The organism is Labrenzia sp. THAF35 (assembly GCF_009363595.1).
Taxonomy (GTDB): Bacteria; Pseudomonadota; Alphaproteobacteria; order Rhizobiales; family Stappiaceae; genus Roseibium; species Roseibium algicola.
In genome coordinates this window covers 2,544,705-2,560,515 of record NZ_CP045380.1, presented here as the reverse complement: position 1 = coordinate 2,560,515, position 15,811 = coordinate 2,544,705, and the positions used below count along the sequence as shown (strand labels likewise).

At 60.9% G+C, this 15,811-nt stretch carries 14 protein-coding genes; 10 read left to right on the top strand and 4 right to left on the bottom strand.

The window, feature by feature from the left end; translation table 11 throughout:
• Positions 1–30: 30 nt before the first annotated feature.
• The 7 genes from FIU93_RS11670 (at position 31) to FIU93_RS11640 (ending at position 7,095) form a co-directional block, all read left to right on the top strand.
• A complete protein-coding gene (locus tag FIU93_RS11670) occupies positions 31–1,302 on the top strand; it encodes a sugar ABC transporter substrate-binding protein (RefSeq protein WP_208992187.1) in 1,272 nt (423 codons plus the stop codon).
• A gap of 95 nt (positions 1,303–1,397) precedes the next feature.
• Entirely contained in the window at positions 1,398–2,270 is an 873-nt protein-coding gene (locus FIU93_RS11665; protein ID WP_031270353.1) for a sugar ABC transporter permease, read from the top strand.
• Positions 2,271–2,273: 3 nt separating this feature from the next.
• The gene (locus tag FIU93_RS11660) at positions 2,274–3,104 is read left to right on the top strand and encodes a carbohydrate ABC transporter permease (protein WP_023003159.1); all 831 of its coding nucleotides are present in this window, start codon (positions 2,274–2,276) and stop codon (positions 3,102–3,104) included.
• Between the two features lie 11 nt (positions 3,105–3,115).
• Positions 3,116–4,120, top strand: a complete 1,005-nt coding sequence (locus FIU93_RS11655) for an ABC transporter ATP-binding protein (RefSeq protein WP_055656185.1) — start codon at positions 3,116–3,118, stop codon at positions 4,118–4,120.
• Positions 4,117–4,890 carry an L-iditol 2-dehydrogenase gene (locus FIU93_RS11650; RefSeq protein ID WP_152505652.1) on the top strand — a complete coding sequence of 258 codons (774 nt, stop codon included), beginning with the start codon at positions 4,117–4,119 and terminating at the stop codon, positions 4,888–4,890. Before FIU93_RS11655 ends, FIU93_RS11650 begins: the two co-directional genes overlap by 4 nt.
• 3 nt (positions 4,891–4,893) lie before the next feature.
• The gene (locus tag FIU93_RS11645) at positions 4,894–6,405 is read left to right on the top strand and encodes a mannitol dehydrogenase family protein (RefSeq protein WP_152505651.1); all 1,512 of its coding nucleotides are present in this window, start codon (positions 4,894–4,896) and stop codon (positions 6,403–6,405) included.
• Positions 6,406–6,555: 150 nt separating this feature from the next.
• On the top strand, positions 6,556–7,095 hold the full coding sequence (locus FIU93_RS11640) for a TlpA disulfide reductase family protein (protein WP_152505650.1): 540 nt from the start codon (positions 6,556–6,558) through the stop codon (positions 7,093–7,095).
• 37 nt (positions 7,096–7,132) lie between these two features.
• Here the strand turns inward: FIU93_RS11640 and FIU93_RS11635 are convergent, their stop codons facing one another.
• Genes FIU93_RS11635 through FIU93_RS11620 form a run of 4 tightly spaced genes read right to left on the bottom strand, consistent with a single transcriptional unit; the run spans position 7,133 to position 11,096 of the window.
• Positions 7,133–7,960, bottom strand: coding sequence for a heme ABC transporter ATP-binding protein (locus tag FIU93_RS11635; RefSeq protein ID WP_152505649.1), 828 nt, complete (start codon positions 7,958–7,960; stop codon positions 7,133–7,135).
• Between the two features lie 9 nt (positions 7,961–7,969).
• Entirely contained in the window at positions 7,970–9,103 is a 1,134-nt protein-coding gene (locus FIU93_RS11630; protein ID WP_152507574.1) for an iron ABC transporter permease, read from the bottom strand.
• Between the two features lie 8 nt (positions 9,104–9,111).
• Positions 9,112–10,011 (bottom strand): ABC transporter substrate-binding protein, encoded by a 900-nt coding sequence (locus FIU93_RS11625; RefSeq protein WP_173017302.1) that lies wholly within the window; start codon positions 10,009–10,011, stop codon positions 9,112–9,114.
• Positions 10,008–11,096 carry a ChuX/HutX family heme-like substrate-binding protein gene (locus tag FIU93_RS11620; RefSeq protein WP_152505648.1) on the bottom strand — a complete coding sequence of 363 codons (1,089 nt, stop codon included), beginning with the start codon at positions 11,094–11,096 and terminating at the stop codon, positions 10,008–10,010. Before FIU93_RS11620 ends, FIU93_RS11625 begins: the two co-directional genes overlap by 4 nt.
• A gap of 266 nt (positions 11,097–11,362) precedes the next feature.
• On the opposite strand from FIU93_RS11620, the gene FIU93_RS11615 reads away from it, so the two are divergent.
• The 3 genes from FIU93_RS11615 (at position 11,363) to FIU93_RS11605 (ending at position 15,773) form a co-directional block, all read left to right on the top strand.
• The gene (locus FIU93_RS11615) at positions 11,363–13,504 is read left to right on the top strand and encodes a TonB-dependent receptor (protein WP_152505647.1); all 2,142 of its coding nucleotides are present in this window, start codon (positions 11,363–11,365) and stop codon (positions 13,502–13,504) included.
• A gap of 169 nt (positions 13,505–13,673) precedes the next feature.
• Positions 13,674–14,738 carry a LacI family DNA-binding transcriptional regulator gene (locus FIU93_RS11610; RefSeq protein ID WP_152505646.1) on the top strand — a complete coding sequence of 355 codons (1,065 nt, stop codon included), beginning with the start codon at positions 13,674–13,676 and terminating at the stop codon, positions 14,736–14,738.
• A gap of 39 nt (positions 14,739–14,777) precedes the next feature.
• Positions 14,778–15,773: an ABC transporter substrate-binding protein gene (locus FIU93_RS11605; protein ID WP_209010345.1), complete on the top strand. Its 996-nt coding sequence runs from the start codon at positions 14,778–14,780 to the stop codon at positions 15,771–15,773.
• Positions 15,774–15,811 lie beyond the last annotated feature (38 nt).

Genomic DNA, 15,811 nt, shown 5'->3' with positions numbered 1-15,811 from the left:
CATACCCGTGCGCTCCTCAGCGCATGTGCAATGGCGGCTCTGTGCGCATCCGCATCTGCAGAAACAATCACCATCGCGACCGTGAACAACGGCGACATGATCCGCATGCAGGGTCTGACGAAGGACTTCACCGACAAGAACCCTGACATCGAAGTCAAATGGCTGACCATGGAGGAGAACGTTCTCCGCCAGCGCGTCACCACTGACGTCGCCACCAAGGGCGGTCAGTTCGACGTCATGACCATCGGCACCTATGAAGTTCCGATCTGGGGCAAGCAGGGCTGGCTCGTTTCCCTGAACGACCTGCCGGAAAGCTACGACGCGGACGACATCCTGCCGGCCATCCGTGGCGGCCTGACCGTTGACGGCGAGCTCTATGCAGCACCGTTCTACGGCGAAAGCTCCATGGTCATGTACCGCAAGGACCTGATGGAAAAAGCCGGCCTGGAAATGCCGGAAGCCCCGACCTGGGACTTTATCGTCGAAGCCGCCAAGGCAATGACGGACAAGGAAAACGAAGTCTACGGCATCTGCCTGCGCGGCAAGGCCGGCTGGGGTGAAAACATGGCGTTCCTGACGGCCATGGCAAACTCTTACGGCGCCCGCTGGTTCGACATGGACTGGAAGCCGCAGTTCGACACACCGCAGTGGAAAGAAGCTCTTACCACCTATCTCGACGTGATGAACGAAGCAGGCCCTCCGGGCGCTTCTTCCAACGGCTTCAACGAAAACCTGGCCCTGTTCCAGACCGGCAAGTGCGGCATGTGGATCGACGCTACCGTGGCGGCCTCCTTCGTGACCAACCCGAAGGACAGCCAGGTTGCTGACAAGGTCGGCTTTGCTCTGGCACCGGACAAGGGTCTCGGCAAACGCGGTAACTGGCTCTGGGCATGGTCGCTGGCCATTCCGGCCGGCACCCAGAAGGAAGCTGCTGCGAAGAAGTTCATCGAGTGGGCGACTTCCAAGGAGTACCTGGAGCTGGTTGCAGCCGAAGAAGGCTGGGCGAACGTTCCCCCGGGAACCCGTACGTCTCTCTATGAGAACCCGGAGTACCAGAAAGTTCCGTTCGCAAAGATGACGCTGGACAGCATCAACTCCGCTGATCCGCAGAATCCGACCGTGGATCCGGTTCCGTATGTCGGCGTGCAGTTCGTCGCCATTCCGGAATTCCAGGGCATGGCAACCGTTGTCGGCCAGGCATTCTCGGCAGCTCTTGCCGGCTCGATGGATGCGGACGCTGCACTGGCTGCTGCCCAGGCGACCGCTGAACGCGAAATGAAGAAGGCCGGTTACCTCAAGTAGAAGCCTTCGCGGACCGGCGGGTGCCTGCCCGTCCCGCCGGTCTCCTCCTTTCTGTTCCGCGTGAGCTCTGGCTCTGACCGAGCAAAGGTCGCATCATGGCTACCCAACATTCACGGGCGGCGGCCCGTTTGATGATCTCTCCGGCAGTTCTGCTGCTGCTGGGTTGGATGATCATCCCGCTCTCGATGACCCTCTATTTCTCTTTCCTGCGCTACAATCTGCTCATTCCGGGAATGGAAGAGTGGACCGGCTGGACCAACTACGAGTTCTTCCTCACCGATCCGGCTTTCTTTGCAGCGCTGAAGAACACCCTGCTGCTCGTTGGCGGCGTCCTTCTCATCACCATTGTCGGCGGCGTGCTGCTGGCCCTGCTGCTCGACCAGCCCTTCTGGGGCCAGGGGATCGTGCGCATTCTGGTGATTGCCCCGTTCTTCGTCATGCCCACCGTCTCCGCGCTGGTGTGGAAGAACATGTTCATGAACCCGGTCAACGGCCTGTTCGCATACTTTGCGAAATTTCTGGGGCTGCAACCGTTCGACTTTCTCTCGCATGCACCGCTGTTCTCGATCATCCTGATCGTCGCCTGGCAGTGGTTGCCATTTGCGACGCTCATTCTGCTTACCGCCCTGCAGTCGCTGGACAGCGAACAGCTGGAAGCGGCCGAAATGGACGGCGCCAATTTCCTGAACCGCTTCGTCTTCATCATGGTGCCGCACCTGGCCCGTTCGATCACCGTCGTGATCCTGATCCAGACGATCTTCCTGCTGTCGGTCTTCGCGGAAATTCTCGTCACCACCAATGGCGGTCCGGGCTATGCCTCGACCAACCTCACCTACCTGATCTACGCCCAGTCGCTGCTGCAGTTCGACGTCGGCGGCGGATCGGCCGGCGGTGTGGTCGCCATTATCCTCGCCAACATCGTTGCGATCTTCCTGATGCGGATGATCGGCAAGAACCTGGAGGCCTGACCCATGGCGCGCGCAGTCTCCAACCGCCGCAAGGCTCTCGTCACCGTATGTGCGTGGGCCGTCGGCATCGCCATCTTCTTCCCGATCCTGTGGACCGTGCTGACCAGCTTCAAGACGGAAGCGGAAGCCATTGCGTCTCCTCCTAGCTTCCTGTTTTTCGACTGGACGCTGGAAAACTACAGCACGGTCCAGGAGCGTTCGGACTATTTCCGGCACTTCTCCAACTCGGTCATCATTTCCTTCGGCTCCACCCTTCTGGGTCTGCTGATCGCGATACCGGCGGCCTGGTCAATGGCCTTCGTGCCGGGCAAGCGCACCAAGGACGTCCTGATGTGGATGCTGTCCACCAAGATGCTTCCGCCGGTGGGCGTGCTGATCCCGATCTATCTCCTGTTCCGGGATACCGGCCTCCTCGACACGCGTGTCGGCCTCGTGATGGTGCTTACCCTCATCAACTTGCCGATCATCGTCTGGATGCTGTTCACCTACTTCCGCGAAATTCCGGGCGAGATCCTGGAAGCCGCGCGGATGGACGGTGCGGAGCTGTGGTCCGAGATCATCTACGTGCTGACACCCATGGCGGTTCCCGGCATTGCCTCGACCCTGCTGCTGAACATCATCCTGTCCTGGAACGAAGCGTTCTGGACCTTGAACCTGACGGCGGTCGACGCCGCCCCCCTCACCGCTTTCATTGCCAGCTATTCCAGCCCGGAAGGCCTGTTCTACGCAAAACTGAGCGCTGCCTCGACGATGGCGATCGCCCCGATCCTCATCATCGGCTGGTTCAGCCAGAAGCAGCTCGTACGCGGCCTGACCTTCGGCGCGGTTAAATAGGAGACCTGAACATGGGTCAGATAACCCTCAAGCAGATTACCAAGAGCTTCGGCGACGTTCAGGTTATCCCGCCGCTGGACCTGCAGATCGACGACGGCGAGTTCGTGGTGTTCGTCGGTCCGTCCGGCTGCGGCAAGTCCACACTCCTGCGTCTCATTGCAGGCCTGGAGGATGTCTCTTCCGGTGACATCACCATCGACGGCAAGAACGCCACCGAAGTGCCGCCCGCAAAACGTGGCCTTGCCATGGTGTTCCAGTCCTACGCGCTCTATCCGCACATGTCGGTGCGCAAGAACATCGCCTTCCCGCTGCGCATGGCCGGCATCGACAAGGCGGCGCAGGACGCCAAGGTGACCGCTGCCGCCAAGGTGCTGAACCTGACGGATTACCTGGACCGTCGCCCAGGTCAGCTTTCCGGCGGTCAGCGCCAGCGTGTTGCCATCGGCCGTGCCATCGTGCGCGAACCGGCCGCCTTCCTGTTCGACGAACCCCTGTCGAACCTGGATGCGGCGCTGCGTGTCAACATGCGGCTCGAGATCTCCGAACTGCACCAGTCCCTCAAGACGACCATGATCTACGTGACCCACGACCAGGTGGAAGCCATGACCATGGCCGACAAGATCGTGGTGCTGCAGGCAGGCAAGATCGAGCAGGTCGGCTCGCCGCTGGAACTTTATCACACACCGCGCAACAAGTTCGTGGCCGGTTTCATCGGCTCGCCGAAGATGAACTTCCTGATGGGGTCCTTCGCCACCGAATACGATGCCGCCACGATCGGCATCCGCCCGGAGCATCTGACCGTCTCGCAAGGCGACGGCAAATGGGTCGGAAAGGTCGGTGTCTCGGAACATCTCGGCTCCGACACTTTCCTTTATGTCGATATGGAGGGCGTCGACGAACCGATCACCGTGCGCTCGTCCGGTGAGATCGGGTTCCGCCATGGCGACACTGTTCACCTGACCCCGGCTCCTGACAAGATCCACCGCTTCGACAACCAGGGCCTGAGGATTGCATGAGCCGACTTGAAGGAAAATCCGCGCTGATCACGGGTTCGGCCCGGGGCATCGGCAAGGCCTTTGCCGCGCGGTTTGCAGAGGAAGGCGCCCGGGTGGCGATTGCCGATATCAACCTGGCCGGCGCAGAAGCGGCGGCCAGTGAAATCGGCCCGAATGCCTATGCCGTTCAGTTGGACGTCACCGACCAGTCGTCGATCGATGCTGCCATCGCCGCCGTGGAACAGAAGACCGGCGGGCTCGACATCCTGGTCAACAACGCGGCTCTGTTCGATCTGGCACCGATTATCGAGATCACCCGCGACAGCTACCAGCGCCTGTTCGACATCAACGTTTCCGGAACCCTGTTCATGATGCAGGCCGCTGCAAAGTCGATGATCAGGCGTGGTCAGGGCGGCAAGATCATAAACATGGCCAGCCAGGCAGGCCGGCGCGGTGAAGCGCTGGTGGGCATCTATTGCGCCACCAAGGCAGCGGTCATCAGCCTGACCCAGTCGGCAGGTCTCAACCTGATCGAACACGGCATCAACGTGAATGCCATCGCCCCCGGCGTCGTCGACGGCGAGCACTGGGACCATGTGGATTCGATGTTCGCGAAATACGAAGGCCTGCAGCCCGGCGAAAAGAAGGCAGCGGTCGGAGCCGCGGTGCCTTTCGGCCGCATGGGCACTGCCGAAGATCTCACCGGCATGGCTGTTTTTCTGGCGTCGAAAGACGCGGATTACATCGTATCGCAGACTTACAACGTCGATGGCGGCAACTGGATGAGCTGACCAATGACCCAGAACCTAAGTGAAACTGTGCTCTCTTCTCTTCCCGAAACCGTCAAGGCACCGGCGTATCGCCGGTCGGACCTGACCCCCGGCATCCTTCACATCGGCGTCGGCAACTTCCATCGCGCGCATCAGGCCATCTACCTGAGCAAGCTGTTCGATCTCGGCGAAGGCCGTGACTGGGCCATCGTCGGCGCGGGCCTCAAGCCCTACGACAAGACCATGCGTGAACGCCTCCAAGCCCAGGACTGGCTGACGACCGTGGTCGAGCTCGACCCGGAAGGCCTCAGCGCGCAGGTCTGTGGCGCCATGATCGACTTCGTCGACGTGGATCCGAAGGCGCTGATCGCTCGCCTTGGCGAACCCGATATCCGCATTGTCTCGCTGACGATCACCGAAGGCGGCTATTTCGTCGATCCGAACACCGGTGGCTTCGACGTCAATCATCCGGAAATCCAGGCGGATCTCGCCTCACCGGATGCGCCACAGACCGTGTTCGGCGTGCTTGTCGCCGCCTTGCTGGTCCGCCGCGACAAAGGACTTGAACCCTTTACCGTGATGTCTTGCGACAACCTGCCCGAAAACGGCCATATGGCGAAACAGGCCGTTGCCGGTTTCGCCAGGGCCTTGTCGCCGGAAGCCGGAAGCTGGATTGCCGACAACGTCGCCTTTCCAAACGGCATGGTGGACTGCATCACCCCCGCGACCGGCGACCGCGAACGCGGCCTGGTTCAGGAACGCTTCGGCCTGACCGATGCGGCCCCTGTCGTCTGTGAACCCTTCCGCCAATGGGTGCTGGAGGATCATTTCCCGGCCGGTCGCCCGGCTCTGGAAAAGGTCGGCGTCGAATTCGTCGAGGACGTCGCTCCATACGAGTTGATGAAATTGCGTATCCTCAACGGCGGTCATGCGACCATCGCCTATCCGGGTGCGCTGCTGGGACATTATTTCGTCCATGACGCCATGGCCGATCCACTGATCTGCGCTTTCCTGAAAAAGCTGGAAGAAGACGAGATCCTGCCGACCGTTCCGGAAATTCCGGGGGTCAGCTTCGAGACCTATCTCACCACCGTGATGGACCGGTTCTCCAATCCGGCAGTGGGAGACACGATCCCCCGTCTCTGCCTTGACGGCTCCAACCGCCAGCCGAAGTTTATCCTGCCTTCTATCCAGGACCGCCTCGACAAGGGGTTGCCGGTGGCTGGCCTTGCCCTCGAAACGGCTCTTTGGTGCCGTTACTGCCTCGGTCACAACGAGGCTGGAGAACCACATGTCATCGAGGACAACAACGCCGACATCCTGAAGGCTTGGGCACAAGGCGTTTACGCCGACAAGCCTGCGCGCATCGAAATGCCGGAGCTATTCGGTGGGCTCGCTTCCGACGAAACCTTCCTGAAGGCCTTCAGCTACGCCGCAGGCATGATCGCTGAAGATGGGGTGGCCGCAACGCTGAAGGCCTACCTCGACGGCCGCTTCGACAAAGGCGCCGCCACCCTCAAGGCGAACGCCCACTAGGAAACGAGGGATCACACTCGCGCCACCGTGTGCGCAATGTGATCCCATTTGCCTTTCAATTTGCCCTGTCCCGCTTACCTTGATGTCACTGACAGACGAGGATTTGACCTTCGCCTGCACGACGGAAAGCGGTAAGGCGGGATTACGGGCATGAGACAATTGAACAGACGGGACCTTCTGGCCGGCAGCGCGGCAATGGCATTGCTGCCGGGAACGGTGTTTGCGGCAGGCAACGACTTCTTCCGACTTGGTCTGGCCGAACCGGCCTTCGAAATCGAACCGAAACTCAACCTTCCCGATCTTGATGGCACCGTCCACACGCTTGCCGACTATTCCGGCAAGATCCTGCTTGTATCGTTCTGGGCGACATGGTGTCCGCCCTGCCGAAAAGAAATGCCGGGTCTGGCGCGTCTCAACCGGGAACTCGGCCCCGAAGGCTTTGCAGTGCTCGCCGTCAACGTAGGTGACCGGCAGGACCGGATCGAAGGTTTTCTGGACGAGATCGACCATGATGGCCTCACCGTCCTGATGGACACGGACAAGGCCATGCCGAGCACCTGGTTCCTGCGTGGTTTGCCGGTGACCTACGTCCTCGATGGCACCGGCAAGGTTGCCCTCGCCGCCATTGGCGACCGGGTGTGGGATTCAGAGGAAATGATCTCCGCGCTGCGCAGTTTAAAGACCGCCTGAGCCTGACCAAGTCGAACATCACCAGGGCGAAAGACCCTCAGCCGTTGTCCATCGGCACGATCACAGGCCGCCCACCACCCGGACGTGTCAGGATTTCCAGCGGAAAGTCATAAGCTTTCGACAACAACTCCGCCTGCATGACCTGGTCCCGCGTACCGAAGGCAAGACGGCGGCCACCCTGCATGACCAGTACCCGGTCGGCAAAGGCAGCGGTCAGGTTGAGGTCGTGCATCACGGCGACGACGCCGCCACCACGCTTGGCGTAATCGGCTGCAAGCTGCATGATCTGGACCTGGTGCTTGATGTCGAGACTGGAGACCGGTTCGTCCAGGAACAACCAATGCGGCAGGCCTTCTTGCGGAAGCGGGTCCCAGACCTGACACAACACCCGTGCGAGCTGCACCCGTTGCTGCTCGCCGCCGGACAGCTCCTGATAACTTCGCCCTTCGAACCCCGACAGGCCGACTTTCGCAAGGGCTTCGGCAATGCGCCGGGCACGGAAGCTCCGCTCCCGGCGGCTGGAGGTCAGGCCGAGACCGACCACTTCCGCCACGTTCAGCGGAAAGGAAATCTGGCTTGCCTGCGGCAGCACCCCGCGCATGGCGGCAAGCACTTCCGGTGACAGGCCACCAACCTCCAGCCCTGCCAGCGTTATCCCGCCGGAATAAGGCAGTTCACCGGTCATTGCCTTCATCAAGGTCGTCTTGCCGGAACCGCTTGGCCCGATGATCGCCAGCACTTCCCCAGCCTTTGCGTGAAAGGAGAGGTCCTGCACGATCCGGGTCTTGTCTGCCGAAACAGACACCTGCTCGACAACAAGATCGGGTGCCAGCGCCGTGCCATTTTCAATTGTCCTGTGCAACATGACTACACCCTAAAGACCTGTGAGGCCGCGCTTGCGCAGCAGGATCCAGAGGAAGAAGGGCGCACCGGCAAAGGCGGTGATGATACCGATGGGCATTTCCGCCGGTGCCACGATGGTGCGCGCCAGCGTGTCGGCGGCTATCAGCAAACAGGCGCCAAGAAGCGCTGCGGCCGGCAGCATGTAGCGATGGTCGGGACCGATTGTGAGACGAAGCAAATGCGGCACGACGATGCCGACAAAACCGATGCCTCCGCTGACAGCCACGGAGGCGCCGGTTGCCGCCGCCACCAGCAGGATGCTGAGGTTCTTGAGCCGCTGCACCTTGATGCCGATGTGCGAGGCGGCGGCTTCGCCAAGCGTCAGACCGTTGAGACCGCGTGCCAGGAACGGCACGCAGACCAGCATGGTGAGTATGATTGGCGCGGCGGAAGCGACCTTCTGCCAGTTGGATCCCGCGAGCGACCCAAGTCCCCAGAACTGCAGGTCGCGCAGTTCCTGGTCATCGGCCACATAGACCAATAGCCCTGTCATCGCACCGGTGAGCGCGCCGAGGGCAATGCCCGCCAGCAACAATGTCGCAACTGACGTGATGCCTCCGCGCGTGCCGATCCTGTAAAGAAGCAGCGTCGTGACGAGGCCGCCCGCAAAGGCTGCCAGTGGGACCGCATAGATACCCAGAAGCGCCATCACTGGCGCCAGTACGGTATTTCCGAGAACGATGAACGCGGCTGCGCCAAGTCCCGCCCCGGCGGAAACGCCGACAATGCCCGGATCTGCAAGCGGATTTCGGAACAGCCCCTGCATTACGGCGCCGGACACCGCCAGGGCCGCTCCGATGAGCGCTCCCAGCGTAACCCGCGGCAGGCGAATATCCATGAGCACGATCCAGTCCCTTGCCGAAACGCCCTGTGGCGCGCCCTCTCCCGCTCCCGCGAAATAGGACGGCACATGCGGCAGGAGCTCCAGAACCGGGATCGAGATAGGGCCGATGGCAAGGCTTCCCAGAACGACGAGACATGTCAGCACGGCGAGCAGCACAATGACGGCCCGGGCGAGCGGAGCCCTGTCTCCGCGCTGCAGGTCGGCAAGCCCAAGGAGAGAGGAAATCCGTCCGCTTCTGGCGGGCAAGACCGTATCGCTCATCAGTGCCATCAGCTTGCCGTATCCGCCAGACGGGTCGACAATTCACGGACGGCTTCTGCAGTGCGCGGACCGAACCCCAGCAGGAGCTGCCCGTTCATGCGGACCAGTCGCCTGTCCTTCCCTGCCGGCGTTTGCGCCACGGCCGGATGATCGAACACCGCATCACCGCTCGCTGCGTCTTCGCCGTCGCCGTGGCGGTCCATCATCAGCACGACGTCCGGTGCCGCACTGACGATCGCCTCGTCGCTGAGGATCTTGTAGCCGGAAAAGCCGGACGTCGCGTTTTCAGCACCCGCAAGCGCAAGTATGCCGTTGGCGGCCGTATCCGATCCGGCGGCAAGGATACGCCCGCCCTTTGTCGACAGGACGAAGAGGACACGAACGCCTGACGTCCGGCTTTCAGCGGCACGTTGCGCCTCTGCCAGATCCTGTTCAAGTTTGCCCGCAAGAGCATCGGCCTTCGCCTCGACGCCAAGCACGTCACCAACGACACGCACCTTTTTGATGATGCCTTCGGCGGTATATGCCTCCGGCACATCCGCCATCGCCACACCAGACTTGCGCAACACGTCGACCGTTTCCTGCGGCCCGCTGCCTTCCAGCATCAGGATCAGCTCCGGGTTGACGGAGAGCACACCTTCCGGGGACAGCGCGCGCATATACCCGACATCCGGAAGGCTTGCCGCTTCCGCCGGGAAAATGCTGGTGCTGTCGCGGGCAATCAGCCTCTTGTCTTCACCCAGGGCGTAGACGATCTCCGTCACCGAACCGCCGATGGCAACAACATTGCTGCTGTCCGGACTGCCCGTGCCTTCCGCAAACAGTGGCTTGCCGGGCAGGACCAGGGCTGCAACGGTCAGCGCGACAGCCGCCGAGACGCCGGAAAAACGCGAAAGAGACCCAATCATTCCGCTGCTCCCAGCTTTACCGCCCGATCCAGTTTCGGCAGGTTTTCGGCAAGGCCGCGCCAATCGGACCGTTCCTGGTTGCCCTCACCACGCACACCGAAGAACTGGATGATCTGCTGTCCGTCGCTGTCATAAGCTTCCACCGACGTGACATGGCCGACATCCGCCGGTTTGCGCACGGCCCAGACCTCGTGGATGTGGTCGGTCCGCAGATGCAGATGGAAGGTCGGGTCCATCACGTTGATCCATGGACCCCGGTCCATCACCGTTGCCACCGCCCCGGAGTGGATCTGAATGCAACCGCGATTGCCGACAAAACACATGATCGGGATGTTTTCCGACGCTGCAAGACGCAACAAGGCCGGCACCGCCCCACGATCGAGCGGCCAGGCCCAGGCATCGCCCGCCAGTTCAAAGGCGCTAACCCGGTCGAGGTCCAGATCCTTCAAAAGTCCGTGGAACTGATGCGGATCGGTCATCGCTTGCCAGCGGTCGCGCAGCATCGCTTCAGCTCCTTCGGATGCCTGTTTTCGGCTGAACGGTTTTGCTTCGCTCACTTGCGGCAACACATCCGGCGTCTGGTCGTCCAGCACGAGCTTTTCAACCAGAGTGTTCCATGCATTCAGGTCCGTTTCCGCACGGGTGTGGATCTTCATCACCGCATCCCCATGGGCATCGAAGAACTGCAGTGACCGGCGGATATCGTTGCCGTCAGCCTTTTCGACCGCAAAGCCATGCACCCAATTGGCCGGAAACATGCGCGTGTCGATCTGCTCGCCCAGCATCAGGGCCGCCCGCTTGCCGTTCACGAATTTCTCGAACGGGCCGATCTTCTCGTGCACTGCGCTCTCGTTGCGCGTCAGTGCCATGACCGTGCCGACGGTCTGCAACCCCGGAAACAGATCCTCGAAACGCGGCGCGATACGGCGCACGCCATGCCCTACGAAGCTGGCGACCAGCTCCGCTTCCGTAATGCCGAGTATCTGCGCCAGATCCCGCTCCCGCATCTTCGGATTGTCCGCGCGTGCCGCCCGGATGTCGGCTGCGCTCTGCCTGGTTTCAGAGGAGATCTGATCGGCATTCATGAGTTCTGTCCCCAATCGCTATGGTCTTCCTGCAGCCCGCGCTCAGTTTCCCGCCTCATCATCCCGTAACGTAAATTACTGAGATTATTAGGAATTTTTGAATCATTCCAAAGAGACGCTTTTCCTCGGTGACCGCAATCTAATACTTGACTCTTATATTCATGTTTCATTAGGAACACAATACCTGAGTCACTGACTCATGTTTAAAACGCTGTGTGAGAGGCAGCGAAAAGGACGCGAACAACGCGCACTCTTGGAGAATTTTTATGGGGCTCAAGAAGACCGGTAACACCCGCTTGATGGGTGGTGTTGCCCTTTGGGTTTTGGCTTTTAATTGCGGGGCGGCTGCACAGGATGCAGTAGCGGATGCAGCACCGGCGACACCCGTTGCCGGACAGGATCAACCGGTGTCGCAGCTACAACAGATCGTGGTCAGCGCCGGCGTGCCCAAAGTCGCGATCGACACTCCTCAGGCCGTCACCGTGCTGGACCAGGAAGCCATCGACGACCTGCAACCGCGCTCGATCGGAGACGTCTTCCAGGAGATCCCGGGCGTCACGCCGATCGGCAGTAACTCGATCCTCGGCGAAAGCATCAATATCCGCGGTATCGGTGAAGCTCTTTCCGGCGACGAGACCCGGATCATCATGCAGGTAGACGGGGTCAACAAGTTTTTCGAACAGTACCGGATGGGGTCGTTCTTCTCCGATCCGGAACTCTATAAACAGATCGAGGTCCTGCGTGGACCGGCATCATCAACCCTTTATGGCGCCGGTGCGATGGGCGGTGTGGTCACCTTCACCACAAAGGATGCCAGCGATTTCCTCGATCCGGGTGACCTGATCGGCGGTCGGCTGAAAACCTCCTGGGATTCGAACGGCAACGGCTGGCTGGGCAGTGCGATCGTCGCGGCGGAGCCGGTCAAGAACCTCGAGTTGCTCGGCGCCCTCAACTATCGGCAGTCTCAGGACATTACGGACGGCCAGGGCAACGAGGTCCCGGACACGGATTTCAGCTCCATCAACGGTCTCATCAAGGCCCGTTACACCTTCGGGGAAAATGAAGACCAGTCCGTTTTCGCAAGTTACCAGAACTGGTCGAGTGACGAGGACGACCAGAACTACGACCAGATTGCCTGGGGTCCGGACTTTGGCGATGTCGACCGCACAGTGACGGATCAGACCGCGATTGTCGGATATGCAAACGGGTTTTCAGGAAACGATCTGCTTGATGTGAAGGCCCAGTTCAGCTGGTCCGACACGCGGGTCGAGCAGAAAAACCAGGATCAGATCTGCGCCCAGTACGCCCCTGCGCCCGCGCCGCCGACCTGCTATTACCCGTTTGGCTTCAATTCCGAATATTCCTACGAGACCTGGCAGGGCAAGGCCGACAACGTCGCAACGTTCCAGCTGGGCGAAGACTGGATGGCCTATGTCACGACCGGTATCGACGGCCAGTACCAGGAGCGTCGCAATCCGCGTGATTTCGGCACCTATGTGCGCAGTGGTTCAGGGTCTCACCCGGAAGGCGAAACGGTCAACGTCGGCGGCTATGCGCAGGCCGAACTGGTGTGGAACGACCGCATCACCCTCATTCCCGGCATGCGGATCGACTACAGCAACGTGTCTGTCGGCAGCTACGTGGACGGCAGCGGCAACACCATCAACCTGAACGAGGAAAAGAGCGCCGTCGGCTATTCGCCAAAGCTTGCAGCCATGATCAAGATGTCCGAATGGCTCGGCGTCTTCGGCTCCGTCGCACACACCGAGCGTCTGCCGTCCCTCGACGAGGTGTTTTCGAACTACGTCGTCAACGATCTCGACAAGGAACTGTCGAACAACTTCGAGGCCGGCGTCACCTTTTCTTTCGATGACCTGATCATGGGCGGTGACGCTTTCCGCCTGAAGGGAACGGCGTTCCGCAACAACGTCACCAACTACTACGCCAGCTACTGGAACGGTTCGACAGTGGTGACGGAAATCATTCCGAAAGCCCGTTACGAAGGGCTTGAGCTGGAAGCCTCCTACTGGACCGAAAGCATCTACGGGTCTCTCAGCGCCTCGCTGATCCGGGGCAACAACGTCAGCACCGGCGGCTACATGAATGCCGTCCCCGCCGACAGCGCCTTCCTCAAGATCGGCTACGTCTACCGTCCGTGGAACCTCGACTTCGGCTGGAAGGGCGACTTCTACGCCGCCCAGGACCGTGTGGGCGCTGACGAACAGGAAACCGCTGGCTACGTGCTGCATAACCTTTATGCGGCATGGAAACCGACCGACGGTTTCATGGCGGACAGTGAGGTCCGGTTCAACGTCGACAACGTGTTCGACAAGTCGTACCGGAACCACCTGAGTGAAGACGAAGGTGCAGGCCGCAGCTTCAAGCTGAGCTTCGCCAAGAAGTTCTGACCCCTGACCCGCCGCCTGTCCCCGCGGGCGGCGGGTTTCAAGCCCGGTTGCGGCTGACGACTGCGCATCGAAAAGCGCTCCCTTTCCCTTCTGAAAACGCTTTCATCAAAGTGACATCGACACCCTGTATTCAGTGTTGGAAACGTTTCCAAGACTGAAGGAGCCAAGGGTGAGATCGCGTCCGCCGACGATCAAGGATGTTGCCGAGCAGGCCGGTTGCGGCATTGCAACGGTGAGCCGCGTCCTCAACGGCACCGGCTCTGCCAGCGCCGACACCCGCCGGAAGGTTCTTTCGGCAGCAAAAGCACTCGGCTTCGAATTCAGCGCGCTTGGCCGATCCCTGCAAAGCAGCTCGACAAAGACACTCGGCTGCATCGTCCCTTCTCTCGCCAATCCCGTGTTTGCCGAAGTCGTCCAGGCTGCCCAGCAGGAAGCCCACCGCGAAGGCTATCAGCTCATTCTGGCCTGTTCGGAATACGACGAAGTGCTGGAGCTTCAGGCCGCACGCACCCTGATTGCCAAACAGGTCGACGGCCTGGTCCTGACGGTCAACAATGCCGCCGACAGCGAGGCACTGGAGCTGATCCGGGACCGGGACCTCCCCTGCTGCCTCGTCTATAACCGCTCCTCTTTCAGCTTGCCCGCGTGGGCCGTCGACAACCGTGCCGCCGCGCGTGAAGTCGCAAGAGCCTTTCACAGCCAGGGACACGTTCAAACCGGTTTTCTGGCCCTGCGGTTCCACCGCTCCGACCGCTCGCGTGAGCGCTACGAAGGCTTTGCCGCTGCATGCCGTGAGTTTGGCATGGCAGACCCGCTTCTTCTGGAAATCGAGGAGCAGGACGGCACCCTTCTGGAATTGCTCGGCACGCTTCTGGCCGAACATCAGGCCCTGACCGGAATTTTCGCGTCGAACGACTTTCTCGCCCTTGCCGCCATGAAGGCCGCACGCGCACTCGGCAAGCGTATTCCCGACGATCTGTCGCTGGTCGGCTTTGACGGCATTTCCACCGGGCTGCTGGTCGACCCTCATCTGGCGACCGTCGAAACCGATCCACGCACCATGGGTCAGGGCGCCGTCAATTCCGTGCTGGCAAGGCTGCTGGACCGGCCCACCCCCGACCTGCCGTCCGCAGCCGCCACATTCAGTTTCCGCGCGGGAGGCAGCCTTGGCCCTCCCGTTCCCGGAAAAGCCGATGGCAGAGAAGCTGCCACTTCTCTGCCATCCAATGAGTAACCCCGAGACCTGCTTGAGATCGCTTCAGGAGTCACTGACATGAAACGTACACTTTTCGCATTGGCCATGACAATGGCGGCCGTCGTGCCGGCAAAGGCCGAAGATGCCGTTTGCTACAACTGCCCTCCGCAATGGGCCGACTGGGCATCGATGCTGGAAGCCATCAATGAGAAGCTCGGCATTGCCATGCCGCATGACAACAAGAATTCCGGCCAGACCCTCAGCCAGCTTCTGGCCGAGAAGGCCGCACCGGTCGCCGACGTTGCCTATTACGGAGTGACCACTGGCATCAAGGCCGGCAACGAAGGTGTCGTAACCGCCTATAAGCCGGCCGGTTTCGATGACATCCCCGAAGGACTGAAGGACCCGGAAGGCAAGTGGTTTGCCGTTCACTACGGCACCCTCGGCATGTTCGTGAATGTCGACGCGCTCGGTGGCGCTCCGGTCCCGCAGTGCTTCGCCGATCTGAAAAAGCCGGAATACCGCGGCATGGTCGGCTACCTTGATCCGTCTTCCGCCTTTGTCGGCTATGCAGGTGCGGTTGCCGTCAACCTGGCCTTCGGCGGCGATCTGGAGAACTTCGATCCGGCTATCAGCTACTTCAAGGAACTGGCTGAAAACGACCCGATCGTCCCCAAGCAGACCTCTTTCGCGCGCGTCGTTTCCGGCGAAATTCCGATCCTCTTCGACTATGACTTCAACGCCTATCGCGGCAAATACGAAGAAGACGGCAACTTCGAATTCGTGCTGCCGTGCGAAGGTTCCGTGCGCGTTCCCTACGTGATGAGCCTGGTGGCAGGCGCACCGCATGAAGAAGCCGGCAAGAAGGTTCTGGACTTCATCCTGTCCGACGAAGGCCAGGCCATCTGGACCAATGCCTACCTGCAGCCGTCCCGCCCGGTGGAACTGCCGGCTCAAGTCGCCGCGAAATTCCTGCCTGCAAGCGATTACGAGCGTGCGGTTGCCGTCGATTATGCCCACATGGAACGCGCCCAGGCCGGTTTCGGCGAGCGTTACCTGAACGAAGTCAAATAACATCCTGACCTGGCGGGCCGGAACGCATTGGCGTTCCG

Excerpts from the sequence above, each read along its gene's own strand:
- FIU93_RS11670 (WP_208992187.1), top strand. The coding sequence starts at position 31 with ATGGCGGCTCTGTGCGCATCCGCATCTGCAGAAACAATCACCATCGCG.
- FIU93_RS11665 (WP_031270353.1), top strand. The coding sequence starts at position 1,398 with ATGGCTACCCAACATTCACGGGCGGCGGCCCGTTTGATGATCTCTCCG.
- FIU93_RS11660 (WP_023003159.1), top strand. The coding sequence starts at position 2,274 with ATGGCGCGCGCAGTCTCCAACCGCCGCAAGGCTCTCGTCACCGTATGT.
- FIU93_RS11655 (WP_055656185.1), top strand. The coding sequence starts at position 3,116 with ATGGGTCAGATAACCCTCAAGCAGATTACCAAGAGCTTCGGCGACGTT.
- FIU93_RS11650 (WP_152505652.1), top strand. The coding sequence starts at position 4,117 with ATGAGCCGACTTGAAGGAAAATCCGCGCTGATCACGGGTTCGGCCCGG.
- FIU93_RS11645 (WP_152505651.1), top strand. The coding sequence starts at position 4,894 with ATGACCCAGAACCTAAGTGAAACTGTGCTCTCTTCTCTTCCCGAAACC.
- FIU93_RS11640 (WP_152505650.1), top strand. The coding sequence starts at position 6,556 with ATGAGACAATTGAACAGACGGGACCTTCTGGCCGGCAGCGCGGCAATG.
- FIU93_RS11635 (WP_152505649.1), bottom strand. The coding sequence starts at position 7,960 with ATGTTGCACAGGACAATTGAAAATGGCACGGCGCTGGCACCCGATCTT.
- FIU93_RS11630 (WP_152507574.1), bottom strand. The coding sequence starts at position 9,103 with ATGAGCGATACGGTCTTGCCCGCCAGAAGCGGACGGATTTCCTCTCTC.
- FIU93_RS11625 (WP_173017302.1), bottom strand. The coding sequence starts at position 10,011 with ATGATTGGGTCTCTTTCGCGTTTTTCCGGCGTCTCGGCGGCTGTCGCG.
- FIU93_RS11620 (WP_152505648.1), bottom strand. The coding sequence starts at position 11,096 with ATGAATGCCGATCAGATCTCCTCTGAAACCAGGCAGAGCGCAGCCGAC.
- FIU93_RS11615 (WP_152505647.1), top strand. The coding sequence starts at position 11,363 with ATGGGGCTCAAGAAGACCGGTAACACCCGCTTGATGGGTGGTGTTGCC.
- FIU93_RS11605 (WP_209010345.1), top strand. The coding sequence starts at position 14,778 with ATGAAACGTACACTTTTCGCATTGGCCATGACAATGGCGGCCGTCGTG.